Genomic DNA, 26,058 nt, shown 5'->3' on the forward strand with positions numbered 1-26,058 from the left:
TTCGATATTTTTTAGGGCAACCATTCAAAATGGCTGCCCTTTTCCTTTATAAAAACTATTCAAAACAATTTTAATTGTGCAATCAGACCTACAGTAAAATGCTTACTAACTATGCTAACTAAATAATTCCGAATATTAAGAATTAATTGTGAACTATGTTGCAATAATAAATATTTAGCTTTATAATAAAAGCGCTACCTAGTAAGAATTTCCTATGTCTGAGAAGTATAACTTACTTCTTTAACCTACTATAAGAAAGGGGTTGGACATCATGGAACACACTAGGCCTCAAGTAGTTCTTTTAAACTTAACCTTCGATTTATCCATTATCCTGACCACCACCATTGCCGCAATGATTGTTTTTATTATTGCCTACTTTGCTACAAGACAGCTCACAGAAGGAATTCCGTACAAATGGCAAAATTTTATGGAATGGCTCCTTGACTTTGTTAGGGACATTATGATTAATTCTTTGGGTCAAAATACGAATTTATTTATTCTGTCAACTGGCGTATCTCTTCTAATGTATCTGTTCATTGCCAATATTTTAGGTGTCCCATTTTCTATTATTACAAGTGAAGAACATCCTGTTTCGTGGTGGCGCTCTCCTACAGCTGATGCTCATGTCACCATGACTTTAGCAATCATGATTATCGCCTACACACACTTTATCGACATACGCCTGCATGGTTTTAAGCATTATTTTCTCAGCTTTTTTAAACCCTTTAAAGCTTTGTTTGCAATTAATATATTGGAACAATTTGCAACAACCTTAACCCTTGGCCTTCGATTATTTGGTAACATATATGCAGGAGAGGTTATGCTTGCATTATTGGCTGGTGCTGTAACCCATGGATTTGCCATTGCCTCGTTAGCAATCTTCCCGATGCTCATTTGGCAGGCATTCTGTGTCTTCATTGGTGCTATCCAAGCTTACATATTTGTAACACTTACAATGGTTTATATTGCTCACCGCTTAACATAATAAGAAAAGTGGAGGATAGACAATGAAAAGTGAAAGGAGTTGAATTATTTTGGGTGATATTACACTGTTTGGACTCCCTATCTCATTAGGAACTATGGTGTATCAGGCTCTTATTTTTACTGTTTTAGTATTTATTTTAAAGAAACTTGTTTTCAAAAAATTAATTGGTGTCTTGGACAACAGGAAACAACATATTGAAAATCAACTTTTATTGACGGAACAATATAAGCAAGAAGCTGAAAAAAACTTGGAACTTAGTACAGAAGTTCTTATTCAGGCTAGGAAAGACGCTAGAGAAATCAGGAAACATAGTGAACACCAAGCAAAATTAATGATTTTGGATGCGAGAGCTAAGGCGAAAGATATTCTCAAGGAAGCAAAAGAAGAATCATCCCGTTCCCGGTCATTTTTGCATAAAGATAGTAAGGGGGCGTAAATGGTATGAGACATAAATTCACAAAATACTTAGGCAGAGTGACAGAGAATCTTGAATTAGGTTTTGAAGAAAAGTTTATTTACGTACATTACACAAAAGGAGAAATAGAAAAAACTGCATGTATCTTAAAAAATAATAATAAAACCAAAGCGGAATACTTAGAGCCATTTTTCGAAGAAAATAAAGTTTCCGAGGACATGAAGAAAGAGGTTCGAAACTTTTTGAACAATGAAAAAAACTTTAACAATGAACATTGGAGCGAATTTACAAATTTTTTAATGAAGACTCTATCTTTAAATATGGTATTTGGCTTAACAATTGCACTAACTGTGTTCGGATTCTATAAACTAGGTACCTATTTCGATCATCGTTATGGCTTTGAACCATGGCTAACAGTTATTTTCACTTTTGGCGGTTTAGGTTTAGGCGGTCTTACTGGATATGTCATGGTTCAAAAATATTTTAAGAAATCAGTTGATAAGAACCCTAAGACCGATACTCAGTTTCAATCACAAAGACAAGTAAATGATAAAACTGAGTACCCAGTAGTTGATGTTACGATTGATCAGGTTCGTAAAGCTATACGCCAATTTTCAGATAATCTTCCAAAAGGCGTATACAGGACAATCATAGTACAAGATGATAACAGTATTGATTTTAAACAACTAGCGACTATTTTAAGCGGTATTCCTTCTAAGAAGTTTTATATGTCGAAGGAAACTTATGATCTGTTTGAGGAAAAAGATAAGAAAATACCTCCCGAAATGGACATGGTTCAAAAGGCAGTAGACTTATATGTTAAAGAACGAAAAGAATATCCTATGCTGCAATTTGATCCACAGCGAAGAGTGAACTATTATCAATTAGTTCAAGAGAAATATTTAAAATCCACTCCTGATACACAGTTCTATATTACTGAAATGGATGGGCTCATTACTCATATTAGGCCTGAAAAAAAGAAAGTAGAAAACTCTTCTCATTAACGGTAGAAGAGTTTTTTTTTGCTTTTTTACATGATATTGAGATAATATCAATAAACAACCATATTTAGTAAAAATGAGGGAGACACAGATGTCGAATAAAAAGAATAAATCGAAGCATTTAGCGACGATTTCTCTAGCTGTTATGGGAGCAGGTTTTATTGTAACAATCCCTTTTCAGGATTCTCTTTGGGGATTAATCCTTCAAGGAGGTTTTGAAGCAGGCTTGGTTGGTGGTCTTGCAGATTGGTTCGCCGTTACTGCGTTATTTCGCCACCCTCTCGGTCTACCAATCCCGCATACCGCCCTTTTACCAAAAAACCGTAAAAGAATTATTGCAGCAATTATCTCAATGCTTGAAAATGATTGGCTGACAAAAGAAAGTATTAGAAAGAAAGTCTCAAGTATTCCTTTTATCGAAAAACTCTTTAATTTTGCCGAGCAGGCCATCACAGGGCAGCATGTAAGAAATGTTACGATTAAACTCATCCAACATTTACTTCTTTCGGTTGATAGTAAAAAATTAGCCCCCATCATTGAAAGTGAATTGAAGTTAAAGCTAAAAGATTTAGATGCAAGTAAGTACCTTCCTGCTGCTATTGATCAACTACTAAAAAGGAAATATGACGAAAAGGCACTTGATTTTGTCCTTAAGGAAGTCGATGATTGGTCTAAGAAAGAGAGCACAAAAGAAAAACTTGGCAGGATGGCCGTTGACGCTCTTGAAAATATTAAAGCCGATGGTTTTATGCAATTTGCTTTAAAATCCTTTACTAATATCGTTAATGAAGAAAAGTTAGGAAACATCATTCAAGGTCTTATCCAAAAGGGTGTACAAAGCTTTAAGGATCCGTTTAATCAAAATAGACAAACCTTACTTTTTCATATAGACACCAAACTACAAGATATTAAAAGCGATGAAAACCTAGCTTCGGAAATAAACAACATAAAAGAACAAATGCTTTCACAATGGCACTTAGAGGATAAAATTACCAATTTTATTGAACAACTAAAAGAAAAAGCACTTACCCTAATTGAATCACCTAATTTTTACGAGGGTTATCTCCTTCCTCAATTATCAAAAGCACTTGAAAGTTTGAAAAATGATCATGAAAAAATGAATGCGATTGAACTCTGGATTCAGCAGCAAATTTCCATTTTCGTTGATAATAATCATTCGAAAATTGGAAAACTCGTAGAAGAAAACTTAGAAAAATTGGATAATAAAACACTTATTGATATGATTGAAAACAATGTTGGAAAAGACCTGCAATGGATTCGTGTAAATGGTGCGGTCTGCGGCTTTCTGATTGGGCTCGTTTTAGTAGGCTTAAAATTAATTTTTTAGAAGTTTATTTGAAGAAAGATCTCAGACAGCAAAAAAAATAAAAAATAGCTGCCGAACAAAAGTGTTCAGCAGCTATTTTTTAGGTTTCCAAAGTTGTTCCACAATTATTGCTAGTAAGGTACCTACTAATAAACCATTTTTACCTATGTTTTGGGCGATGTATGGAAGACCGCTAAAGATTTCATCTGGTAAAAACATAACTCCAATTCCTACTAGTAAGGATAACCCAATAATTGTACTATTCCGGTCATTTAATGGCTGCTTTGTCAATGAGCGAATGGCTATCCCAAGCATCTCAATTAATGTGGTCAGGAGAGCAGCACTGGCTATGGGTAATGGTAAGGAAGCCAATAAACCTACAATACTTGGAAACATTGAAATGATTACCATAGTCCCACATGCAAAGAGAAAAGGAAGGATTCGATATTCTTTTGTTAATCTGACAAAGCCAGCTGTAGCTGGTAAAGGTACCACACCAATGGTTGAGAATACAGCAGAAAAAAGATGAGAAACTCCCCCTATCCAAGTTCCACGATAAAGCCTAACACGGAATTGACCTTTATTATTTGGGATTGCTTCCTCTGCAGCGGTAATTGCGGCAAATGTATTAGAAATGAGTAAAAAAGTAAATAAGATCGTTGTGACCAATACACTCCCAGTTATCACGGGGAAACCCCATGGGAAAACTTCTGGCAGCTTAATGATATCAGTTGTTACTATTGTATTGCTTGGACGTACTTTTCCAAAAATCAGGAACGCACCCCATCCTGCTATGATTCCTAATAAGATTGCATAGTTTTTTATCCATCCCTTAGCTTTAGAGGAAAGTACAATGATAACAGAAAAAGTAAAAATAGCTATGAGACAGCTCACTACATCCAGCTGACCCGTGTTGCTATCCATTGTCACCATTCCCTTTAAAAAGACACCACTTAATTGAATAGCTAATATAAACAGAAACGTGCCAGTTACAATTGGTGTAAAGAGAACCAATAAGTGTTGAACCCACTTAGTTAAACCTAACAGCAATAATATTACCCCAGCAATGATTAATCCCGCCTCAAGGGTTTGTAATGTCTCCATCGATGTCAATCCTTGCTGTGTCCCAATGCTTGCAAAGATAACAAAAATACTAACCCAAGAACCAGCTGGTCCATCTACTATTGGATATCTATGACCAAACTTCCCTTGAATAAAAGAGCTTAATCCTACGACAAAAAACGTTCGTTGCATTAAGGATGATATTTCTGTTGCAGGTAGATGAAATACATTCCCAATTACGATTGGGAGCGCAATAGAATTAGCAAGTAAGTAGATAAACCATTGAAACACACTTAAATATTTGTTTTTTGTATTCATTGATCAATTAGTAACCTTTCAAATTCAAGAATATCAAAGTCCCGTAAGTGACAGCAACGGACTTTCTCAATTATAACAAAATGTGATGAAATGTTAAGCTTATGATAGAACCCAAAAATTAATTAGTTATCTTGCCCAAAATATTTCTTAATTATTTAGGCATTATGCATAACAAATTGTGTTTATATTTTCATAAATACTACTCTAGGATACATAGACTTGATTTCATTTGAGCATGTTGTACAATAAAATGTGATGAAATGATAATTTAGGATGTGTATAGATTGCTGACTGTTAAGGACCTTTTTGAGATTAAAGCCATTGATGGATTAAAAATTGTAGCTGGAGAAAATGGAATTAATAATGAGATCGCGATTGTAAATATTATCGAAAATCCTGAGGTGTTCGATTGGCTATCACCAAATGAATTGCTTCTATCAACAGGATATATATTTAAAGACAATGAAGAATTACAAAATCGAATCATTCAAGAGCTCTCTCAAATTAACTGTGCCGGACTTATTGTTAAAATGAAGAGATACTTTGATAAACTCCCGCAGAACATGATTGACCAAGCAAATAAGCTTGGATTACCTTTAATTGAGTTACCATTTGAATATACATTATCTAGAGTCATTTCGATTATTAATGAAAAAGCTTCAGGAAGATATGATTTATTAAATAGAAAAACCCTAGACATACATAATTTATTTTTTAGGATTACACTTGAAGGCGGAGGTATTGATAGAATTTTATCGATGTTGTCTGAGACCATTAATAATCCTATTATTTTTGTAAATGAAGATTGGAAGCTAGTGGACTTTACAGAACATATGAATAATAAAGTTCCTCTGTCATACTGTCTTAATTTGGTGAAAAATAGACCTGCGTTCCCAAAAGATTTCATTGACTCAATTCCAAAAAACGTTAGTGAAATGAAAAAGACTATTAAACGAATATATCAATTAGAAGGTATGGAAATAAATTGTAGAATCTTGCCTGTTGCTGCGGCAAGCTATATTTATGGATATATCATTGTATGGCAAACAGTCAGCGAACTAACTGAATTTGACTTCATCATTTTAGAACAGGCATCGACGAACATTGCGCTAGAAAGAATAAAAGCCAAAGAAATAGAAGAAGTGAAATTAAAAATTCGACAGGACTTTTTCGATGATTTACTCACTGGTAAAATAACCTCTAGTGAAACCCTCCATACGCTAAGTGAAATGCACGGACTTCATTCAAATTATATGTACTACTGTATTGTGATTCATATCCAATCAGAGGAGTTTGAAAAGTATGAGGATATGGTGGCTAGAAGGGTAAGCTTGGAGAATAAAGCTAGAAAATGTGTAGAGTTAATTTATGATTACGCTAATAAAGCAGACGGGGAAGTTACTTGCTTTTATCGAAACAATCGCATCATCATCTTAATTGGACAGCATGAAAACCGGCCAGCTGTTTCTGTTTATGAAGCAAAACAATACACTAATAACCTTTATAATGTCTTGAATAAGCAAATTAGCAATTCCACCTTCTTAATCGGGATTGGCAGACAGTACGAAACGATTCGTTTTCTACATAAAAGCTTTTCGGAGGCAAACGAATCGATAAGATTAATGCAAAAATTTGAAAACAGTGGCGGAGTATCCCATTTTGAAGATCATTCTATCTATCACTTCTTAGATTCCAATATAAGAGACATGGAATTAGAAGAATTTTTTATGAAGCGGCTTGGAAAGGTTTATGATCATGATCAGTTACATGGAACGAGTTACATTATTACATTAGAAAATTATTTTCAGAATAACCTTAATATCAGTGAGACAGCAAAAGCGATGTTCTTGCATCGGAACACGCTCATTTATAGAATTGAGAAAATCAAAGAAATATTAAATTCTGATTTAAAGAATTCAGAAGAACTACTTCAAATCCAATTAGCATTAAAAATATTTAGATTACTAAATAAAAAACTCCGTACAGATTCATAAGGCAACAAGCCCCGTTAATGTATAATCAACGGGGCTCTTCATTTACAATTTTCCTGATACTATTTTTCCTTTAAACATAACAGCCTCGCGCATTGGTGTTCTTGCTACTGCTTCTGCAGAACAGGAGGCATTGACTAGAATAAGACTTGCTTCATCACCTTGAAGCGGCCAGGCAATTTCACCATCCTTATTTAGAGGTGTTGGACCACCTGTTGCCCATTTTAAAGACTGCGCTAATGAACGTTCATCACTTTTTCGAAAAAGTTCACCGTAGCGCGTTACCTTTTCCAATACATCACCTGTGCCAAATGGTCCCCAGGAATCATAGAAACCATCGCACCCTAAGTAAACATTTACTCCTTTTTGATCCAACAAATCGATTGGCGGAAGTGTCCTATTAATAGGTATCGTAGACATAATTGACATACCTGCTTTGTTCAATTTGTCTGCCATTTCCTCCTGTTGGGGCTGTGGTACTTCTCCTAAACAAAATGCATGACTAACTGCAGCCCGATGACGCCATTTTGCTTCTTCTACCATTTCAACAAATTTATCAACCGTATACAAGCCGACATGTCCATTATCATGTAAATGAATATCAATATCAGCATCAAATTCTGTTGCAAGATTCATCACTTCATATAGGGATTTTTCAATGTTGCAGTCAATTCCTGCTGGGTCTAGCCCTCCTACAAGGTTAGCTCCTGATCTCATCGCTTCTTTCATTAACGGAATCACGTTTTCTCTTAATAACCCATGTTGCGGGAAAGCTACGATTTCATAAGTTAGTTTATCTGAATAATCCTCAAGCGCTGCTTTAACACCCTCAAGATTTTTCAAACCAATATAAGGATCAATATTTACATGTGACCGAATGTGTGTAGAACCATGAGAAAGAAGCAATTCAATCATCGCACTAGCACGCTGTTTGGTTGTTGGCGCTAAAACCTCAAGCTCTGCCGCTTCTAACCGCAGTCGTTCTTCTAAGTTTTTAGCAGGTGTAGGTGCCTTCCAATCAAGTGATAGATAAGTTTTATCTAAATGATTGTGCATTTCTTTAAAAGTTGGTAATGCTAAAAGTCCTTTTCCATCGATCGTTTTTTCACTTGGTTGAATACGAAAGCTATTACTCTGCTTTTCTACAATTCTTCCGTCCTCAATTTTCAAGTGAAAAAGCTCTGTTTTTGTTTCATAAATACCTTTTTCATCCTGTATATAGCCAGTTTCTAATTTTACGTTTTTTAACCAATATGGTGTGGTCATTCTATTTCCTCCTTTATACCTGCACCGGATTTGCTTCTTCTAGCTTACGTTCAACCTTTTTCCCTTTGAAATATAGCGATTCAACAGAAGCTCTCCTCGCGACTGTTTCGGCAGAACAGGAGGCATTTACGAGCATCATCGTTGCTTCATCGCCAATCTTTGGCCAAACACGCTCGCCTTTCTCATTTAACGGGGTAACTCCTCCCGTTCCAAATTTTAAGGTTTTAGAAAGTGAATATTCATCAGACAATCGGAATCGCTCTGCTAGAATGCCAAGCTTTTGAATCGTATTCCCTGTTCCAAATGGGGACCAATGATCCGTAATACTGTCATGTCCTACGGAAACTTGAATTCCAAACTTGTCTAGAGTTGGAATTGGAATGGTAGGCCGATTTACTGGAACAGTTGTAGTAATATCAATCTCTTGATCTTTTAATATTGTAATAATTTCTGCGAGCTCCTCCCCATGTAAGTCACCTAATGCATTGGCGTGGCTGATTGTTGCTCTCCCTTTCAGACCTGCTTCTTTCGTATATTGTGCCATTCGTTCAAATGTAAATGCTCCTAAAGTGTTGGGGTCATGTAAATGGAGATCGACACCTTTATTGTTTTCAACGGCAATATCAAAAATGGTATATAAAGATTTTTCGATATTCCGGTCTACAGTTGCTGGGTCAACGCCGCCAACTAATGTTGCCCCATTCTTCATTGCTTCACGAATCAATTGGACAGAGTTACTCTTCAACAATCCATGCTGCGGAAAAGCAACGATTTCATATGTCAGAACATCCTCGTATTTTTTCAATGCGTTCACTGTTGCCTCTAAATTTTTAAGACCAATTACAGGATCCACATTACAATGAGTCCGAATATGGGTATGACCATTTTCCAAATACAATTCAATCATTTTCTCAGCACGTTCTTGGGCGGTTGGCAGCAACTTCGGCAGTAGTTCTTTTTCCTCTTCTAACCGGGTAAATATGCCTTTTTTAAGTGGAGTACAAGCCTTCCATGGTCCTCCGTAGTATGTTTTATCGATGTGAATATGCATATCTCGTAACGAAGGAAGAAGGAGTTGATTGCAAGCGTCAACCTGTTTCTCTTCGACATTGGGAAGAATATTTGTAATTTCGGCAATCTTTTCATCTTCAATTTTCAAGTGGCATATTTCTGTCTCAGTACCAGAAATACGTCCATTTTCTTTTATGAAGCCTTTTTCTAAACGGACATTCGTAAGCCAATAAGTAGTCAATCCTATTCCTCCTATTTAAAAAAATTAGGAAAAGTACTTTTTTTACAAAAGTACTTTTCCTCTTGGTTACCTTTACTTAATTACTACATCATCAATCATGAGATAGTTTGCAGCATTCAGCCAAAAGCCGCTGACGTTTTTACTGTGAGCCGCTAAATGCTCGTAGTTCCGAATTGGAATATAAACCGCATCGTCCATTTCAATTTGCATAACTTCTTCATATAGCTTTAAACGTTTCGCTTCATCTGTTTCTTGACGTGCCGCTTCAATTTTTTTATCTACCTCTGGATTACTGTAGTAGAAATGGTTACCTGCTGGCCCCTGTGATGCAGTGTGGAATAAATTATACTGGTTATAGTCTCCGTCACCAGTTGCATTTCCCCAACCGTTAATTACCATTTCATGCTCACCATTATTAATCATTTCAATAAATGCACCATACTCCATTACTTGAATTTCCACATTGACTCCAATCCCTTTTAATTGAGATTGAATTACTTCTGCCATGTTAATTCGTTCTTTTCGATCACTTGTTAATAATTTAATTTCTAAACCATTTTCGTATCCGGCTTCTTTTAACAATTGCTTTGCTTCATTTAAATCATAATCATAAGGCTTAATCTTGTCGCTATATCCTAATACTTTAGGGCTCATCGCTACGTTTGCGAGTGTTCCTACATTATTATAAACACCTTTAATAATAGCTGCTCTTTCAATCGCATGGCTGATTGCTTTACGGACTTTTACATCATCAAATGGCTTCTTCTTTGTGTTAAATCCAAGATATTCGACTGCTAGTCCTTCTGTACGATAGAGACCCATTGTATCGGAAGCTTCGATTCGATCAATTTCGGTTACAGGTACTTGGTCGTTGATATGTGCTTCACCTGTTTCAATCATTGCAAGACGTGTTGCATCTTCAGGTACTACTTTAAAAACTACACGATCAATATTTGGCTTCTTACCCCAGTAATTATCATTTTTCGTTAATGATATTTCTTGACCACTCTTCCAAGCTTCAAATACAAATGGTCCTGTTCCAACTGGGTGCTCAGCCAGTTTTTCTGGATTTTCAGCTAAAGCTTTTGGACTGATGATGCTGCCTTCCTGACTTGCCAAAATTGATAGAAGTGGGGCATAAGGATAGGCAAGTAATAATTGTACTGTGTATTCATCTATTACTTTTACTTCTGTAATCATTTCAAATTTCGTACGTTGTGGTGAGCCAGTATTTGGATCTAATAAACGATCAAATGTTGTTTTTACTGCCTCTGCGTTAAATGGGGTTCCATCATGGAAAGTAACATCATCTCTTAATTTAAATTCCCAAGTTGTATCATTTACTACAGTCCATTCTTTCGCCAACAGCGGTTGCACTTTAAAGTCTTTATCTGGAACTACAAGTCCCTGATAAACTTTTTGATAGATAATATTGGCTGATGGAATATCAGTAATAAAATGCGGGTCTAGCTTTGTTGCATCAGAAAGTCGAACAACTGTTAATGTACCGCCTTGTTTTTCCCCTTCTTTTTTACTTGCTCCTTCATTAGAAGAAGTTGATTTTGTTGAACACGCTTGAGTAATCACTAGCATTAATCCTATTAATACTAATAGAAACGCATTTCTTATAACTCGTTTCTTTCTCTCCATTTTCGTCTCTCCTTCGTTGATTTTTTACAAGATTCTGAATTCAAACGGAATAAAGATTTTCGCAATTCCTTTTAAATCCTTATCTGAATTATAGAAGAAGATTTACTGGAATATTTACAGAATATTTACAAGAATTTAAACTATTTTGACAAGAAAATTAAAAAATATTTACTTTCCCATTAATTTTGATAATTTTGTACATATCCCCAAAAAATAATAGTTTCTAAAGAGGAGGATTATGACAGCTAGAGACGACATCATTCTTTCAAAAAAAATTAAGGAGGGTTTTACATGACATTAGAAGCAAAAACCGAACAACCAGTTGTAATTACACAAACAATGAATCAACCGAAAGAATCTAAAATAAAAGATTTTTTATCAATTTTAACCATGAACAAAGCTGCAATGGTCGGTGCAATTATCATTCTTTTCTATATATTTGTCGCACTCTTCGCACCCTTACTTGCTCCCTATGATCCATATGAAATAAATTTAGAAAATAAATTAATACCTCCCTCATCAGATCACTGGATGGGCACAGATGATAAAGGAAGAGATATCTTAAGCCGTATCCTATATGGTTCAAGACTTTCGATGGGGATTGGAATAACCGCTGTCATTTTCGGTGCCTTTTTTGGAATTATTTTAGGACTTATCGCAGGCTACTATGGAAAATGGATTGATTCAACCATTATGAGAATTATGGATATTCTCTTAGCATTCCCTGGTATTTTACTTGCTTTAGCCATTATTAGTGCACTTGGCCCTGGTTTAATCAATGTAACGATAGCTGTCGGTGCATACTCAATTCCATTATTCGCAAGGATTGTCCGCGGATCAACCTTAGAAGTAAAACGACTCGAATATATTGACGCCGTCCGTTCACTGGGAGCAAATGATTTTACGATTATTTTTAAACATATTTTACCGAATATTCTTTCACCTATTATTGTACAAGGAACTCTAAGACTAGCTACCGTCATACTATCAGCAGCTGGTTTATCATTCCTTGGTCTTGGTGCCCAGCCACCATCTCCAGAGTGGGGAACGATGTTAAGCAGCGGCAGGGATTTCTTATTTTCTGCACCTTATATCGCGATATTTCCAGGGCTGGCTATTTCTATACTAGTTTTAGGTTTTAATATTTTTGGAGATGGATTACGTGATGCTTTTGATCCAAGAATGAAGAAATAGAGGAGGTATATTAGATGTTAATGTTTATAGTACGCCGGTTAATGCAAACGATTCCGGTCATTATAGGGGTAACTTTTGTCGTATTCTTTATTATGCAGCTAGTTCCAGGTGATCCAGCAGTTTTGCTTGCCGGCGAAGGAGCTTCAAAGGAAACTATTAATGCCATACGAGAGCAATTAGGGTTAAATAGACCATTATTAGTACAATATTTCGATTACTTAACGAGCGTTTTTCGTGGAGATTTTGGAGTATCACTTAAGAATAGTCAGCCTGTCTTAGATGAAATATTAGTGAGATTGCCTATTACTATTGAACTTGCCTTTTTTAGTATCCTTATAACCATTGTTTTAGGAATGGCCGCTGGAATTATTTCTGCGATTAAGCCTTATTCCTTAAAAGATACATTAGTTATGATTGTAGCTTTATTAGGTATTTCATTACCAAGCTTTTGGTTTGGATTAATGTTAATGTATTTCTTCTCAGTAAAACTGCAAATCCTCCCTGTTGCCGGCTGGGATAGCCTCCTTCATGTTATCCTGCCTGCTCTAACATTAGGTGCGGGCGGTGCCGCCATTGTAGCCCGAATGACAAGATCAAGTATGCTTGAAGTTATTCGTCAGGATTATATCCGAACAGCTCGTGCTAAAGGGGTACGTGAAAGTGTAATTATTTATAAGCATGGATTACGTAATGCTTTAATTCCAGTTATTACAGTAGTTGGTTTACAATTCGGAGCCTTACTTGGCGGGACAGTTCTAGTTGAATCCATCTTCGCTATAAATGGACTTGGAAGAATGATTGTCGACTCGATTCGGATGCGAGATTTACCAATGGTTCAAGGCGGGGTATTAGTTGCCTCTCTTGTTTTCGTCGTAGTGAATTTGTTGGTCGATGTACTATACCGATTCTTTAATAAACGGATTGAATTAAATTAACAGGTGGTGATAGATGATGACGGAGAATAACAAACCAATATTAGAAGTAAAAGGATTAAAAACACATTTCTTTACAAAACGCGGGGTAAGTAAGGCGGTAGATGGGATCGATTTTAGTTTGCATAAAGGGGAAACCTTAGGAATTGTCGGTGAATCCGGCTGTGGAAAAAGTATAACATCTCTTTCCATTCTGCGTTTGATCCCCTCCCCTCCAGGGAAAATAGCGGGCGGACAAGTTTTGTTTAAAGGAAAAGATTTGGTAACAATGTCTGAAGATGAAATGAGAAGGGTTCGTGGTAATGAGATTTCGATGATTTTTCAGGAGCCAATGACTTCATTGAATCCTGTTTTACCGGTTGGAGAACAAATTGCTGAAGCGTTACGAATGCACCAAAACATGGGACGTAAAGCCGCGTGGGAAAAGTCAGTCGAAATGTTAAAGCTTGTTGGTATTCCTTCCCCGGAAAAAAGAGCAAAACAAGAACCTTTCCAATTAAGCGGCGGAATGCGTCAACGTGTTATGATTGCGATGGCTCTTGCATGTACCCCAGAGGTATTAATTGCAGACGAACCAACAACAGCTTTGGATGTAACCATACAAGCTCAAATCCTAGAGTTAATTAAAGACTTGCAAAATAGGCTGGGCATGGGTGTCATCATGATTACCCATGATTTAGGTGTCGTTGCTGAAACTTGTGATACGGTAGCCGTCATGTATGCAGGTAATATTATTGAACATGCACCAACCGAGAAAATTTTTGCTAATCCAAGACATCCATACACACAAGGTTTACTAGATTCACTGCCTAAAATTCATGAAGACCAGGAAGAATTACAAACGATTGAAGGCAGTGTTCCTAGTCCCTACAATATGCCTGCTGGCTGTCGCTTTGCTTCAAGGTGCCCTCATCAGCAACCGATTTGTCACGAGAAGCAGCCAGAGCTTATTGAACAAAATGATGGTGTAAAGGTTCGCTGCTGGATGTATACAGATCAATGGACAGCAAAAATGGTAAAAGAGGAGGCTGTAAAATAATGCAGGCTGCAGCAGATAAGAAAGTATTATTGGAGGTAGAACATTTAAAGCAATATTTTCCTGTTAAAACAGACTCCCTTTTCAAGCCTAAAGCCTATGTACAAGCCGTAGACGACATCTCCTTTAAGCTATATGAAGGTGAGACTTTAAGTATTGTAGGAGAATCTGGCTGTGGAAAATCCACAACAGGCCGTGCGATTTTAAGACTTGATGAACCTACAGATGGAAAGGTTTATTATTCAGGAACAGACATTTTAGGATTAAATAAGAAAGACATGAGAAAGCTTCGAGGGGATTTACAGGTAATATTTCAGGATCCTTTCGCTTCTCTTAACCCAAGGCAAACCGTAAAGCAAATTTTAAATGAAGCCATGGCAATCCAAGAAGTAGTGGAAAAGTCAAAAAGAATGGATCGAATGCAAGAACTACTTGGCTATGTTGGTCTTCCCCAAGAAGCACTTGATCGTTACCCTCACGAATTTAGCGGTGGTCAGCGTCAACGAATTGGGATTGCCAGAGCACTTGCCGTTAATCCCAAACTAATAATATGTGATGAAGCTGTTTCGGCCTTGGATGTATCGGTTCAAGCACAAGTGTTAAATCTACTAAAGAAACTTCAAAAGCAATTTGGACTTACCTTTTTATTTATCTCTCACGATTTGAGTGTAGTCAGACATATTTCTGATCGGGTAATGGTTATGTACCTTGGGAAAGTCGTTGAGATTGCAGATAAAAAAGATTTATTTGACACACCGCTGCATCCATATACACGGGCCTTACTTTCATCGATTCCTGTACCAAATCCGGAATTAAAACGGGAGCGGATCATCTTAAAAGGAGACGTCCCCTCCCCTATTAATCCGCCAAAAGGCTGCCGATTCCATACCCGCTGTCCTTTTGCAACAGAGAAATGTAAAACGGAAGAACCAGCTTTAAGAGAATTAGATACAAATCATATGGTAAGCTGTCATTACGCAGAAAATTTTAAGTAAGAGTGTTTTATAATTATAAGGTATTACGGTAAAATATTATATTAAAAAAGGGAGAAGCAACTGCCTCCCTTTTTCTTCATATAAAGGAGAATTTCGGTTATGTTATCAGTTGAAGCTTTCTCCCTAAATATTATGATTGCAGCTCTAGTGCCTTTACTAGGGGCCTTTACATTGCTTTTTTTGTTTATTTTTGAAAAGCGAATAGACCTGTTGGAAAAAAAGACACGGGAAATCGCTTTAGAAAGAGAGCTGCAAACTGCCCTCTACAACCAATTGAATCAAGAGATTCAGCCACATTTCTTTTTTAATACATTAAATTCAATCTTAAGCTTAGCGAGGCTGGACCGTAAAACAGAATTAATACGTTCGATTGAGACGCTATCAAAGCTGCTTAAATTCAAATATCAAACAAATAATACTTTTATTACAATCGATGAGGAAATAACCTATGTTAATTATTATTTAGAAATACAAAAAATACGTTTTCGGGACAGGCTGCATTATGAATTTTCAATCGATTCAAATGTTAACCAAGCCATTACCATCCCTTTTATTATTCAAACCTTTATCGAAAATGCTTTTAAACATTCTTTTGAGAAATATGTTGGCGAAGCCTTTTTAAAAACAACGATTGAAAAACGGGGTAAAGACATCCATATCACAGTGTGGAACAATGCGGTTGAAGGTGCTGAGGAACTCTCACGGGAAAGGGGACTTGGTTTAGAAAACATTACAAAAAGACTGGAGTTATTATTTCCGGATGGTAAAACATCTGTACAATTAATCAACTCAGACAATGGGACAAGTGTTTTAGCTATTTTTCCATTTATACTGAGTTCTGAAATTTAAGGAAGGTGAACATTACGTATGAATATCCTGCTAGTTGATGATGAACCGCTAGAATTAGAGCAGCTCGAGTATTTAATCCTTAAAAAATTCCCAAACTGGAAGATTTTCAAAGCTCAAGATGCTTCCATAGCACTCCAAATCGTTAAGCAGCATGACATCTTTCTAGCATTTCTAGATATTCAGATTCCTGGGAAGAATGGATTGGATTTAGCTAAAGAACTAACACAAACTTATACGATTGATATTATAATGGTTACTGCTTTTCAAAATTTTGAATATGCTCAAACTTCGATAAGACTTGGGGTTGTTGATTACATAACCAAACCAATTATTGAAGATGAATTAATGGCCGTATTAAGCAAGTATGAAAGATTAGGGCGTTACTCAGAACAAATTGTTAATGCGATAAACATTATTCATGCGGAATATAGTGAAAAATTAACATTAAATTATTTAGCGTCAAAAATTCATATTAATTCTGCTTATTTAAGCAGAAAATTTCATGAGGAGGTTGGGATGGGCTTTTCCGAATATTTAAACGAGTTTCGCTTAAAGGAAGCTCAAAGAATGCTCGTTGAGTATCCCGATTTAAGTATTAGTACGGTTTCTGAAAGATGCGGTTTTAACAGCCAGCATTATTTCAGCCAAATTTTCCGAAAAATGACAGGACAATCACCAAGGGATTTTCGCCTAAGGGAGACATTCCATTGAAAAAGAATGATTATCAGTTATATATCAGTGGTGCCATTAAACTCGGTGTAAGCTTTGGGGTTGTTAGTTTATTGGCTCGATGGGTAACAGGAAATACAATCCTTTCATCACCGGAAACCTTGATCAAATACGGTCTTATCGGTGGAATTGGATATTCACTAGTAGGAGCGTTGTCCTCTATTTTATTTGGATTTTTAGCAAAAAAGATTCGTGAAAATCACCCTGGTCAGCACACGATTGGAGATGTTTTAAGACAAAAATTAACACCAAACGGATATTGGTTAATGATAACAGTTCTTATCCTAACAAGCTTTCATTCCTTATTTGTACAAGCTATGGGCGCAGGAATTCTTATTCAGATGATTTTTCCAATTCCTTATTTTATTGGGTTATTGCTCTTTTTAACTTTTTGTTTTTTTATCGGAGGAGCCGGGGGAATGCAGCGCCTTCACCAAGTAGCAGGTGTTAATGTCACCCTGATTTTTGCAGCGGTCATTATTATCCCCGTCTACTTTTATATTCAAGAAGGGGTTTATCCTGTTTATGACGGAATTAAGCTATATCATCCTTATTTATTGTATATAAAGAACACGGATGCCTTTTGGTTTATTTTTACAGCAATCTTTGTCTTTTTTGGTCAAATTTTGATTGACCGTGCTTCATGGCAAAGAATGTTTATCATTCAAAAAGAAAAGGTTCAACTAACCTTTACTTTAACAGGATTAATATGGGCAACCATCCCACTAGCTTTATCCTCCTTGTTAATGATTACAATATTCGGCAGAAGCTTTGAAAATGTTTATTCCTTGTTCTCTGAACTAGTAAACAGAATCCAATCATCTATATTAATCGTCCTATTCGTGGTCTTTGTTTTTAGTTCAATCGCTTCGGCCCTCAGTGCAGAATTACACGCCACAACTACCCTTTTTGTAAAAAATATAATGGAACTGTTTTTTACTCTAACAAATAATGAAAAATGGAAATACACGTATTTTTTTTCGGGAGTAGTGTGTCTATGCTTACTTGTCATAGTTAGTATACTTACTCCGAGCCCGCTCACGTTATTATTTTTCACAGGGAATATTTATGCGGCGGTGATCAGCCCCATGATATATATCATCCTTAGTAAAGGTGTTCTTCCTTTCATAGTCCCCTTTTCATCCTTTATTGGATCTATTGGAGGCTATATTTTTGTAACCAGAACGGAAGACTTTAAAGGAATATGGTTAAGCTTTACCATTTCAACAGCTCTTTGTTTACTTGTCTTAATCTATAAAACAATAACAAGAAATAATAATAAGCTACTATAGGGGGCGGTATGTTTGGGACAAAGTCATGCACAAGTCGAAAATCAAGCCCATTATAGCCCAGATTTATTACCAACTCCATCTGAGGCTAGGACATGGAAAGTAAGTCAATTTTTCTCTATCTGGATGGGCTCTGTTCATAATGTGCCCTCCTATGTAACAATTGGCGGATTCTTTGCATTAGGCTTATCGATTTGGCAGGTATTCTTTATCATTATCATTTCTTCGATATTATTATCAGTCATGATGGTATTAAATGGGCACGCCGGCAGCAAATATGGAATTCCATTCTCTATTCTGCTCCGTGCAAGCTATGGAATAAAGGGTGCTCTCTTTCCAGGAGTCCTAAGAGGCGTTATTGCCGCGATTATGTGGTTTGGTCTTCAAACCTATGCAGGCAGTCTTGCCCTTAGTATTTTAATAGGTGAATTTTGGCCAGAGTATTTATCTTTAGGCGGAAGTTTTAACTTTTTCGGATTAACCCTTTCTGGTCTTCTTTCCTTTCTACTCTTCTGGATCATTAATGTTTTATTCATTTTTGCCGGTATCGATCGATTAGGGAAGTTAACAAAAATGGTATCCCCATTAATTTTTGTGGTTTTTGGCGGAATGGCTATCTGGTCCATTAAATTGGCAGGTGGAATTGAACCTATACTAAACTATAGTTCAAGAGGAGTACAAGGAAATAGTATTTTCGTTTTCATAAGTTGTGTTTCAGCAATTATGGCAACCTGGGTTGCACAAATTCTAAGTGTTTCTGATATTACTAGGTTTTCTCGTTCTAATAAAGATCAGTCAATGGGCCAGATTTCTGGGTTGTTTATTACGTATTTATTATTTGCTGTAGCCAGCATTTCAATCATTGTGGGTTCAGAGATTGCTTTTGGTGTTCCGATTTGGAATGTACTTGAAGTGGTAGAGCGATTTGATAGTAGATTTGCGATTACCCTTTCACTGTTAACGATTTGCTTATCAACTTTATCAGTAAATATTGTTGGCAATATCATACCTGCCGGCTATCAACTTGCTTCTCTTTTTCCAAAGAGATTGAATTTCAAAACAGGAGCTCTAGCTGCAACCATTATCGGTATACTTATTATGCCTTGGAAGCTAATGGAGAACCCAACAAGCATATTTGCCTTTTTAAATGTTGTAGGAGGATTGTTAAGTCCCGTCATTGGTGTAACACTGACGAATTATTTCCTAATTTGTAAAAAAGAAATTAATTTACAAGAATTATATTCTATTAACCACAATCGATATTCTAACGGGGTTAATCTCCCCGCTATGATTGCAACCATCTTTGCAGGCATAATAAGCCTAATGGGTAATTTTGTACCCCTGCTTGGTCCGTTAACTCGGATTTCTTGGTTTACAGGGATATTTCTAGCCATTCCTTTATATCTAGCTTTATATTATTTTAATAAACAATTTGGATTAAGTGCAATAAAGGAATAAAAAAAGAGGCTAGTTCTAATGATTGTCACTTACCAGCCATTAGAGCTAGCCTCTCCCTACTATTAACTGGTTATTTAATTGAGACATCATTAAGTTCTAAATACCCAGCCGCACTGATTTTAAAACCATTAACATCTTTAGAAACAGCAGCTACGTTTTCAATGACACGTACAGGTACATATACAGCATCCTGCATTTCTAACTCTTGTGCCTCCGCATAAATCTGTAGGCGTTTTTCTGGATCACTCTCGATTCGTCCAGCATTAACTAACTGATCAACCCTTTCATTACTGTAAAAGAAGACATTACCAGCAGGTCCCTTTGAAGACGAGTGGAAAAGATTGTATTGATTGTAATCGGCGTCACCAGTTGCATTTCTCCAGCTATTAATAAACATTTGGGATTCGCCTCTATTTCTTTTCTCAATAAAAGTTCCAGCTTCAAATACCTGTATTTCTACGTCAACACCAATCCCTTTTAACTGTGATTGAACAACTTCTGCAAGGCTTACTCTTTCCTTTACATCATTGGTTGACAAGATTATTTTTAAACCATTAGGATATCCTGCTTCTGCCAATAATCTCTTAGCTTCATTTAAGTTATAATCATATGCTTTCAAACCTTCATGATATCCAAATACTTGAGATCCTAATAGAGAATTTGCTTTTTTTCCTACGTTATTAAATACACCCTTGATAATAGAATCCATTTCAATGGCATGTGCAATCGCTTTTCGGACACGAATATCATTAAATGGTTTTTTCTCCGTGTTAAAGCCAATATATTCCGTACCAAAACCTTCACTCCGATAGACTTCCATTGCTGATGAAGCGTCTACTGTATCCATCATCGTAACAGAAAGCGGCTCTGCTATATGTGCTTCACCTGTCTCAATCATTGAGGTTCTGGTTGTTTCCTCTGGAACAATTTTAAAAATAACCTTATCGACCTTTGCTTTATCTCCAAAATATTGTTCATTTTTAGCTAATACTATTTCTTGTCCAGGTGTCCAAGATTCAAATGAAAAAGGCCCGGTTCCATTTGGTTCATTGATGATGTTCTTACCAAACTTCTCAATCGCATTAGGGCTAATAATTCCTCCCTCATGACTGGCTAGGATGGAGAGTAAAGGTGCAAACGGTTCATCTAAGATAAATTGAACTGTAAATTCATCGATGACTTTCACATCACTAACCATTTTGAAAACACCAGCTCTAGGTGCTTTTACTTTCGGATCTAAAAGCCGGTCAAAATTCTTTTTGACAGCGCTTGCATCAAAAAGTGTTCCATCATGAAATTTCACATCATCTCTTAATTTAAATTCCCATGTTTTACTATCAATCTCTTTCCACGATTTTGCCAATAAAGGCTGGATTTGAGCATCTTTATCTCGTCCTACTAAACCCTCATACACTTTTCCATGTGTTACACTTGCTGCATTAATGGTATTCATAAAATGGTGATCCAAATTCTCTGCGTCTGCTAAACGAACTATCACTAAAGTACCGCCATCTTTAGCTTTATCATCTTCCTTTTTATTACCAATTGAACTGCTACTTTGATTTGTAGAACAACCAGTAATTAACATTACCATTAGCAGTGCTAAAATAAATTTTCCAATAATAAGTTTTTCTTTCATCAGCTTTCCCCCCATTTCCCTTTAGTTACCTTATATAAATCTGATTATATAGAAAATTCAAACTCCTGTTGTCGAATATTTTTACTTAATTTTTCGATTTCTTTACTACTTTTTATAATCTATTAAAAAAAGAGGATGTGAAAAATACATCCTCTTTACTGTATTTATTTACAAAAATTAATTATTGTAGGGATTCAAAAACTACATTACCTTTATAGATCACGGCTTTGCGTTTTGCCCGTCTTGCAACTGCTTCAGCGGTACAGCTAGCTTCAACTAGTACCATACTAGCCACATCGCCTACTTTCGGCCATGACTGGTTCCCCTCGTGGTCTAATAGGGTCTTTCCACCTGTAATATACTTTAACGTTTGACCAAGTGAAACCTCATCTGTCCATCTGAATCGTTCAAGCAGACGTCCAGCCCTTTCAAGAACATCACCATTTCCTGTTGGCCACCAAGAATCATAGATATTATCATTCCCAACGGCTACATCCACTCCACAATCTGTTAAAATATTTACCGGTGGAATATTCCGACCAATTGGAAGACTGGTTACAATAGAGATTCCAGCTTCTCTTAAAATCCCTGCCATTTCTATTGCTTCTTCTTTGGAGACATCTCCCAATCCGAATGCATGACTGACAGCTACCCTTCCTTCCCACCCTGCTTGCTTGGTTAAATAAGCAAGACGTTTCATTGTGAACGTTCCTAAGTGTCCAGGATCGTGTAAATGCAAGTCGATATCAGCATTTCCTTCAACAGCCAAATCCATTAATTGTACTAAGGATGCTTCGATATTATTATCCACAGTTGCCGGGTCAACAGCCCCTACAATCCCTGCACCGTTTCTTACTGCTTCTCTTATCAGTTGAACAGTACCAGGACGCAGCAAGCCATGCTGGGCAAAGGCAACAATTTCTGCACTTAGCCTATTAGAATATGTTTCTAATGCTTGCTGGACACCTTCCAAATTGTGCAAACCTGCCTCCGGATAGATATCCACGTGGGTTCTTACATGGGTGGATCCATATGATAATAAAACTTCCAGCAAAGCTTCTGCACGCTGCTTTGTGCTGGAAGGAATGGATGCTAGAATATTTTTTTCTATTTCACATCGTTCAATCACACCTGAAGCTGGGATACAAGCCCGCCAGTCCTCCCCCATGTAAGTCTTGTCTAGATGAACATGCTTTTCAATAAAGGAGGGTAAGAGAAGCAAACCCTTTGCGTCCTTTACAGGCAGTTCATTTCCAAAAGGCACTGATCCTTTGATTATTTTTTCGATATTACCATCCTCTATTAATAAGTGAAATAGCTCTGTTTTTGTTCCTGCTACTCTATCATTTTCTTTTATATATCCCGTTTCTAAGCGAGCATTTGTTAACCAATAAGTACGATTCATATTAAAACATCCTTTCTATTACTGTTACAAGATAAAAGGGCGTATCCACATGGATATCCCTCTTATCCTTTTCCTATTGTATTGAAACGTCATTAATTTCTAAATAACCAGATGGGCTAATTGCAAAGCCCTGAATATTTTTGGCTACAGCAGCAAGATTTTCAATCACCCTTACCGGAATATATACCGCTTCTTCCATTTCTAATTCTTGTGACTGTGCATATAGTTCAATACGTTTATTTGGGTCTTTTTCTTTACGGGCAGCTTCAATTAAGCTATCCACCTCTTTATTACTATAGAAGAAGGTATTTCCAGATGCTCCGTGAGAATTGGTATGGAAAAGGTTGTATTGATTATAATCGGCATCACCAGTTGCGTTTCTCCAACTAAGGATAAACATCTCAGAATCCCCGCTGTTTGCCTGCTCAACGAACGTACCATACTCCAAGACTTCGATATTAACTTTTATACCGATACCTTTTAACTGTGATTGAAGGACCTCTGCCATATTAATTCTTTCTTTACTATCCATTGTTTTTAGTGTCGTTTCGAGCCCATCTGGATAGCCTGCTTCAGCAAGTAATTTCTTTGCTTCATTAAGGTTATATTCATAGGCTTTCATATCAGCATGGTAGCCAAAGACCTTTGAGCCTAATAATGAATTCGCCTTTTTACCAACATTATTGTATACACCCTTTATAATCGAATCCATTTCAACCGCATGAGAGATGGCTTTACGAACACGGACATCATTAAATGGTTCTTTTTGAACGTTAAAACCAATATACTCTGTACCAAAACCTTCACTTCGGTATACTTCAACTGCTGACGAAGCTTCTACTGAAGACATCATCGGCACGGAGAGCGGTTCAGCAATATGGGCCTCTCCCGCTTCAAGCATGGAGATTCTAGTTGTTTCTTCCGGTACTACCTTGAATACAACTTTATCCACTTTAGCCTTTGGTCCCCAGTATTCCTTGTTCTTCGTAAAGACAATTTCTTGACCAGGAGTCCAAGATTCAAAAACAAATGGACCTGTTCCATTCGGTTCATTAATACTTTTTTTACCGAACTTCTCAATTGCCTTCGGACTAATAATACCGCCTTCATGGCTGGCTAAAATAGAAAGTAATGGTGAGAATGGCTCGGATAAGATAAATTGAACTGTAAATTCATCCACTACCTTTACTTCTTTTACCATTTTAAATACAACCGCTCTTGGCGAACCAACAGCCGGATCTAGCAGCCGGTCAAATGTCGCTTTTACCGCCTCTGCATTAAAGGTGGTTCCATCATGGAACTTCACATCTTTTCTAAGGTAAAACTCCCAAGTTAAATCATCAAGCTGTTTCCAGTTTTCTGCGAGTAAAGGCTTAATTTCAGCATTTTTATCACGTCCTACAAGCCCCTCATAAATCTTCCCATGTGTAACACTTGCGGCGTTGATTGTCGACATGAAATGATGATCTAAGTTCTCAGCATCTGACAAACGAGCAATAACTAATGTACCGCCATCATGTGAAGCGGTATCACCATTATTTTGCTTTGTACTTGCGTCCTTTTTAGTAGAACAGCCAGTAATGACGATTGCAATAAACATGATTAGTAAGAATGTTCCTAATCTCCATTTTTCTTTCATGCCCTCTAACCCCCTGAATATTTTATTAAGCATGTGCTTGACTAATTATAAAAAATATTCAGACTACTTTGTTTCGAAAATATTTACTTTATTTTTCAATATCTTTACTTCTTTTCAGAATTAGACGAAATCCACGGTTTTAAATGATGAAGAAAGCAATTCATTTTCGGGAAGTTGCTGAAAATCTCTTTCCAAATATCCTTTTCTCATTTTGTTAAAATATTTTTGACCTTTGGATTTGATTTCTTCTAAATCTAGATCTGGAATTATTCGGTCTTGCATAACCAATCTGCCGTTAATAATCGATAATTTAACATCCCTTCCTGATCCATTAGCGATGATTGTACGAATTGGATCATCAATCACGCCCATATGGAAGCCGTCTAAGTCAATCACAATAATATCGGCTTTCGCCCCTGCAGCAATCCTTCCAAGGTCATCTCTTCCAAGGAAGTTAGCTCCGCCAAGAGTTGCCGCACGATATAAATCTCCATAGGTGGAGTCTTTCACATCTTTTTCTATTAGTCGTGACAGCATGCTGCCCGTGCGGATGTTCTGAAACATATCTGGAGGAAACGTATCAGTCCCCATTGCTAAATTAATTCCTGCCCTTTTATATTTGGCAAATGATTCTAATGCAGAAGCATGTCTTCCGATAATTAATGGACAATGGATTACGGTTGTATTTGTTTCTGTTAGCAAAGCTATATCATCACCTTCGCCCCCGAGAGCTTCACTATAACCCGCAATAAAATGAGCATGTGGGATTCCGGTTTTCGGTCCTAAAAAACCAAGATTATACAAATATCGAATAGGTGTTATACCGTGTTTCTCAAGTAGTGTGTGATACTCAAAGGTTCCCTGCGCAGCATGAAGTTTTATTGGAACATCTAATTTCTCACTATAAAATTTAGTTTGCTTCAAACTTTCCTCTGTTTGGCACTCAATCCGTTCAGGTGCAAGCATACCTTTAACTAATCCATTATAGGCACCATCAAATTCTTCAACAAACTTTACGGCCCGCTCAAGTCCTGCTCTCCCTGCTTCTTCGTCCCAATAAAGCTTAATTGTTCCATCCGGCTCCACGACTCTAATCCCAGATTGATAACTAGGTCCCAGATAAATTCTTAATCCTAATCTTCCTGCATGATTGGCGGCTTCGGCTAGTTCCTCATACGTTTCTGCCCACTTTTTATAAAACACGGATGTAATCGGCATAGCAGTTGTTACCCCATGAAGAATCAATTGAGAATAAGCATAAAGTGATTTAAATGATTCTTCTTCAGCAGTCATAACTTCATGATGTCCGTTTTCAACATAACGCTTTGACCAAAGCAGGTTTTTCTGCTTGTCACTGCTTGCTTCAAAATGAAGAATATCGTGATCAATATCACCCAGTGCATTTAAATCGATAAATCCTGGACTTATGACCGCATTCCCAGCATCAATGACCTCATCTACTTCTTTAGAGTAGTTCTTTCCAACATAAATAATAGTATCGTTTTCGTATACAACCTCTGAATCTTTTAAAATGACATGATCATCTCCATCAAAACCAATCACATATTTTGCCTTAAGCTTTGTAATCATTTTTTATTCTCCTTTCAATCTAGTAATATCTGATTA

21 protein-coding genes are annotated in these 26,058 nt (G+C 36.7%); 13 read left to right on the forward strand and 8 right to left on the reverse strand.

The window, feature by feature from the left end; all coding sequences use genetic code 11:
• Nucleotides 1-271: 271 nt before the first annotated feature.
• The 4 genes from atpB to BANA01_RS11660 all read left to right on the forward strand — a co-directional run bounded on the left by atpB (nucleotide 272) and on the right by BANA01_RS11660 (nucleotide 3,749).
• On the forward strand, nucleotides 272-985 hold the full coding sequence (atpB, locus tag BANA01_RS11645) for a F0F1 ATP synthase subunit A (protein WP_063253248.1): 714 nt from the start codon (nucleotides 272-274) through the stop codon (nucleotides 983-985).
• Between the two features lie 49 nt (nucleotides 986-1,034).
• Nucleotides 1,035-1,421 (forward strand): ATP synthase F0 subunit B, encoded by a 387-nt coding sequence (locus BANA01_RS11650; protein ID WP_063253249.1) that lies wholly within the window; start codon nucleotides 1,035-1,037, stop codon nucleotides 1,419-1,421.
• 5 nt (nucleotides 1,422-1,426) lie between these two features.
• Nucleotides 1,427-2,404 (forward strand): DUF3939 domain-containing protein, encoded by a 978-nt coding sequence (locus tag BANA01_RS11655; protein WP_063253250.1) that lies wholly within the window; start codon nucleotides 1,427-1,429, stop codon nucleotides 2,402-2,404.
• 88 nt (nucleotides 2,405-2,492) lie between these two features.
• Entirely contained in the window at nucleotides 2,493-3,749 is a 1,257-nt protein-coding gene (locus tag BANA01_RS11660; RefSeq protein WP_082799494.1) for a DUF445 domain-containing protein, read from the forward strand.
• 72 nt (nucleotides 3,750-3,821) lie between these two features.
• On the opposite strand, the gene BANA01_RS11665 is transcribed toward BANA01_RS11660, so the two are convergent.
• A complete protein-coding gene (locus BANA01_RS11665) occupies nucleotides 3,822-5,108 on the reverse strand; it encodes a purine/pyrimidine permease (RefSeq protein ID WP_063253252.1) in 1,287 nt (428 codons plus the stop codon).
• A 284-nt stretch (nucleotides 5,109-5,392) separates the two neighbouring features.
• Here BANA01_RS11665 and BANA01_RS11670 point away from each other — a divergent pair, with 284 nt between their 5' ends.
• Nucleotides 5,393-7,102 (forward strand): PucR family transcriptional regulator, encoded by a 1,710-nt coding sequence (locus BANA01_RS11670; protein WP_063253253.1) that lies wholly within the window; start codon nucleotides 5,393-5,395, stop codon nucleotides 7,100-7,102.
• Between the two features lie 42 nt (nucleotides 7,103-7,144).
• On the opposite strand, the gene BANA01_RS11675 is transcribed toward BANA01_RS11670, so the two are convergent.
• The 3 genes from BANA01_RS11675 to BANA01_RS11685 all read right to left on the reverse strand — a co-directional run bounded on the left by BANA01_RS11675 (nucleotide 7,145) and on the right by BANA01_RS11685 (nucleotide 11,267).
• Nucleotides 7,145-8,365, reverse strand: a complete 1,221-nt coding sequence (locus BANA01_RS11675) for an amidohydrolase family protein (RefSeq protein ID WP_063253254.1) — start codon at nucleotides 8,363-8,365, stop codon at nucleotides 7,145-7,147.
• 13 nt (nucleotides 8,366-8,378) lie between these two features.
• On the reverse strand, nucleotides 8,379-9,617 hold the full coding sequence (locus BANA01_RS11680; RefSeq protein ID WP_063253255.1) for an amidohydrolase family protein: 1,239 nt from the start codon (nucleotides 9,615-9,617) through the stop codon (nucleotides 8,379-8,381).
• A gap of 72 nt (nucleotides 9,618-9,689) precedes the next feature.
• Complete coding sequence (locus tag BANA01_RS11685; protein ID WP_063253256.1) at nucleotides 9,690-11,267, reverse strand: glutathione ABC transporter substrate-binding protein; 1,578 nt, start codon at nucleotides 11,265-11,267, stop codon at nucleotides 9,690-9,692.
• A gap of 339 nt (nucleotides 11,268-11,606) precedes the next feature.
• Here BANA01_RS11685 and BANA01_RS11690 point away from each other — a divergent pair, with 339 nt between their 5' ends.
• From BANA01_RS11690 to ncs1, 8 genes are all read left to right on the forward strand, one after another.
• Nucleotides 11,607-12,461 carry an ABC transporter permease gene (locus tag BANA01_RS11690; protein WP_235847118.1) on the forward strand — a complete coding sequence of 285 codons (855 nt, stop codon included), beginning with the start codon at nucleotides 11,607-11,609 and terminating at the stop codon, nucleotides 12,459-12,461.
• Between the two features lie 14 nt (nucleotides 12,462-12,475).
• A complete protein-coding gene (gene nikB / locus BANA01_RS11695; RefSeq protein WP_063253258.1) occupies nucleotides 12,476-13,396 on the forward strand; it encodes a nickel ABC transporter permease in 921 nt (306 codons plus the stop codon).
• A 16-nt stretch (nucleotides 13,397-13,412) separates the two neighbouring features.
• Complete coding sequence (locus BANA01_RS11700; RefSeq protein WP_063253275.1) at nucleotides 13,413-14,432, forward strand: ABC transporter ATP-binding protein; 1,020 nt, start codon at nucleotides 13,413-13,415, stop codon at nucleotides 14,430-14,432.
• Nucleotides 14,432-15,424, forward strand: a complete 993-nt coding sequence (locus BANA01_RS11705) for an ABC transporter ATP-binding protein (protein WP_063253259.1) — start codon at nucleotides 14,432-14,434, stop codon at nucleotides 15,422-15,424. Before BANA01_RS11700 ends, BANA01_RS11705 begins: the two co-directional genes overlap by 1 nt.
• Before the next feature lie 99 nt (nucleotides 15,425-15,523).
• Nucleotides 15,524-16,273 carry a sensor histidine kinase gene (locus tag BANA01_RS11710; protein ID WP_063253260.1) on the forward strand — a complete coding sequence of 250 codons (750 nt, stop codon included), beginning with the start codon at nucleotides 15,524-15,526 and terminating at the stop codon, nucleotides 16,271-16,273.
• Nucleotides 16,274-16,291: 18 nt separating this feature from the next.
• The gene (locus BANA01_RS11715; protein ID WP_063253261.1) at nucleotides 16,292-16,984 is read left to right on the forward strand and encodes a response regulator transcription factor; all 693 of its coding nucleotides are present in this window, start codon (nucleotides 16,292-16,294) and stop codon (nucleotides 16,982-16,984) included.
• Entirely contained in the window at nucleotides 16,981-18,294 is a 1,314-nt protein-coding gene (locus BANA01_RS11720; protein WP_063253262.1) for a sodium:solute symporter family transporter, read from the forward strand. The genes BANA01_RS11715 and BANA01_RS11720 overlap by 4 nt, the downstream gene beginning before the upstream one ends.
• A gap of 12 nt (nucleotides 18,295-18,306) precedes the next feature.
• On the forward strand, nucleotides 18,307-19,749 hold the full coding sequence (ncs1, locus tag BANA01_RS11725) for an NCS1 family nucleobase:cation symporter (protein ID WP_063253263.1): 1,443 nt from the start codon (nucleotides 18,307-18,309) through the stop codon (nucleotides 19,747-19,749).
• A gap of 70 nt (nucleotides 19,750-19,819) precedes the next feature.
• Here the strand turns inward: ncs1 and BANA01_RS11730 are convergent, their stop codons facing one another.
• From BANA01_RS11730 to BANA01_RS11745, 4 genes are all read right to left on the reverse strand, one after another.
• Nucleotides 19,820-21,388, reverse strand: coding sequence for a glutathione ABC transporter substrate-binding protein (locus tag BANA01_RS11730; protein WP_063253264.1), 1,569 nt, complete (start codon nucleotides 21,386-21,388; stop codon nucleotides 19,820-19,822).
• 181 nt (nucleotides 21,389-21,569) lie between these two features.
• Nucleotides 21,570-22,793, reverse strand: coding sequence for an amidohydrolase (locus BANA01_RS11735; protein ID WP_063253265.1), 1,224 nt, complete (start codon nucleotides 22,791-22,793; stop codon nucleotides 21,570-21,572).
• Nucleotides 22,794-22,866: 73 nt separating this feature from the next.
• Nucleotides 22,867-24,432 carry a glutathione ABC transporter substrate-binding protein gene (locus BANA01_RS11740; RefSeq protein WP_063253266.1) on the reverse strand — a complete coding sequence of 522 codons (1,566 nt, stop codon included), beginning with the start codon at nucleotides 24,430-24,432 and terminating at the stop codon, nucleotides 22,867-22,869.
• Between the two features lie 120 nt (nucleotides 24,433-24,552).
• Nucleotides 24,553-26,022: an amidohydrolase family protein gene (locus BANA01_RS11745; protein ID WP_063253267.1), complete on the reverse strand. Its 1,470-nt coding sequence runs from the start codon at nucleotides 26,020-26,022 to the stop codon at nucleotides 24,553-24,555.
• Between the last annotated feature and the right edge of the window lie 36 nt (nucleotides 26,023-26,058).

The sequence above is a fragment of the Neobacillus niacini NBRC 15566 genome (genome assembly GCF_001591505.1).
In the GTDB taxonomy this organism is placed as follows: Bacteria; Bacillota; Bacilli; order Bacillales; family Cytobacillaceae; genus Neobacillus; species Neobacillus niacini.

Coding starts and splice junctions, on each gene's coding strand:
- BANA01_RS11705 (WP_063253259.1), top strand. CDS start 14,432: ATGCAGGCTGCAGCAGATAAGAAAGTATTATTGGAGGTAGAACATTTA.
- BANA01_RS11730 (WP_063253264.1), bottom strand. CDS start 21,388: ATGAAAGAAAAACTTATTATTGGAAAATTTATTTTAGCACTGCTAATG.
- atpB (WP_063253248.1), top strand. CDS start 272: ATGGAACACACTAGGCCTCAAGTAGTTCTTTTAAACTTAACCTTCGAT.
- BANA01_RS11740 (WP_063253266.1), bottom strand. CDS start 24,432: ATGAAAGAAAAATGGAGATTAGGAACATTCTTACTAATCATGTTTATT.
- BANA01_RS11665 (WP_063253252.1), bottom strand. CDS start 5,108: ATGAATACAAAAAACAAATATTTAAGTGTGTTTCAATGGTTTATCTAC.
- BANA01_RS11745 (WP_063253267.1), bottom strand. CDS start 26,022: ATGATTACAAAGCTTAAGGCAAAATATGTGATTGGTTTTGATGGAGAT.
- BANA01_RS11675 (WP_063253254.1), bottom strand. CDS start 8,365: ATGACCACACCATATTGGTTAAAAAACGTAAAATTAGAAACTGGCTAT.
- BANA01_RS11735 (WP_063253265.1), bottom strand. CDS start 22,793: ATGAATCGTACTTATTGGTTAACAAATGCTCGCTTAGAAACGGGATAT.
- BANA01_RS11660 (WP_082799494.1), top strand. CDS start 2,493: ATGTCGAATAAAAAGAATAAATCGAAGCATTTAGCGACGATTTCTCTA.
- BANA01_RS11655 (WP_063253250.1), top strand. CDS start 1,427: ATGAGACATAAATTCACAAAATACTTAGGCAGAGTGACAGAGAATCTT.
- BANA01_RS11715 (WP_063253261.1), top strand. CDS start 16,292: ATGAATATCCTGCTAGTTGATGATGAACCGCTAGAATTAGAGCAGCTC.
- BANA01_RS11710 (WP_063253260.1), top strand. CDS start 15,524: ATGTTATCAGTTGAAGCTTTCTCCCTAAATATTATGATTGCAGCTCTA.
- BANA01_RS11690 (WP_235847118.1), top strand. CDS start 11,607: ATGAATCAACCGAAAGAATCTAAAATAAAAGATTTTTTATCAATTTTA.
- nikB (WP_063253258.1), top strand. CDS start 12,476: ATGTTAATGTTTATAGTACGCCGGTTAATGCAAACGATTCCGGTCATT.
- BANA01_RS11685 (WP_063253256.1), bottom strand. CDS start 11,267: ATGGAGAGAAAGAAACGAGTTATAAGAAATGCGTTTCTATTAGTATTA.
- BANA01_RS11700 (WP_063253275.1), top strand. CDS start 13,413: ATGACGGAGAATAACAAACCAATATTAGAAGTAAAAGGATTAAAAACA.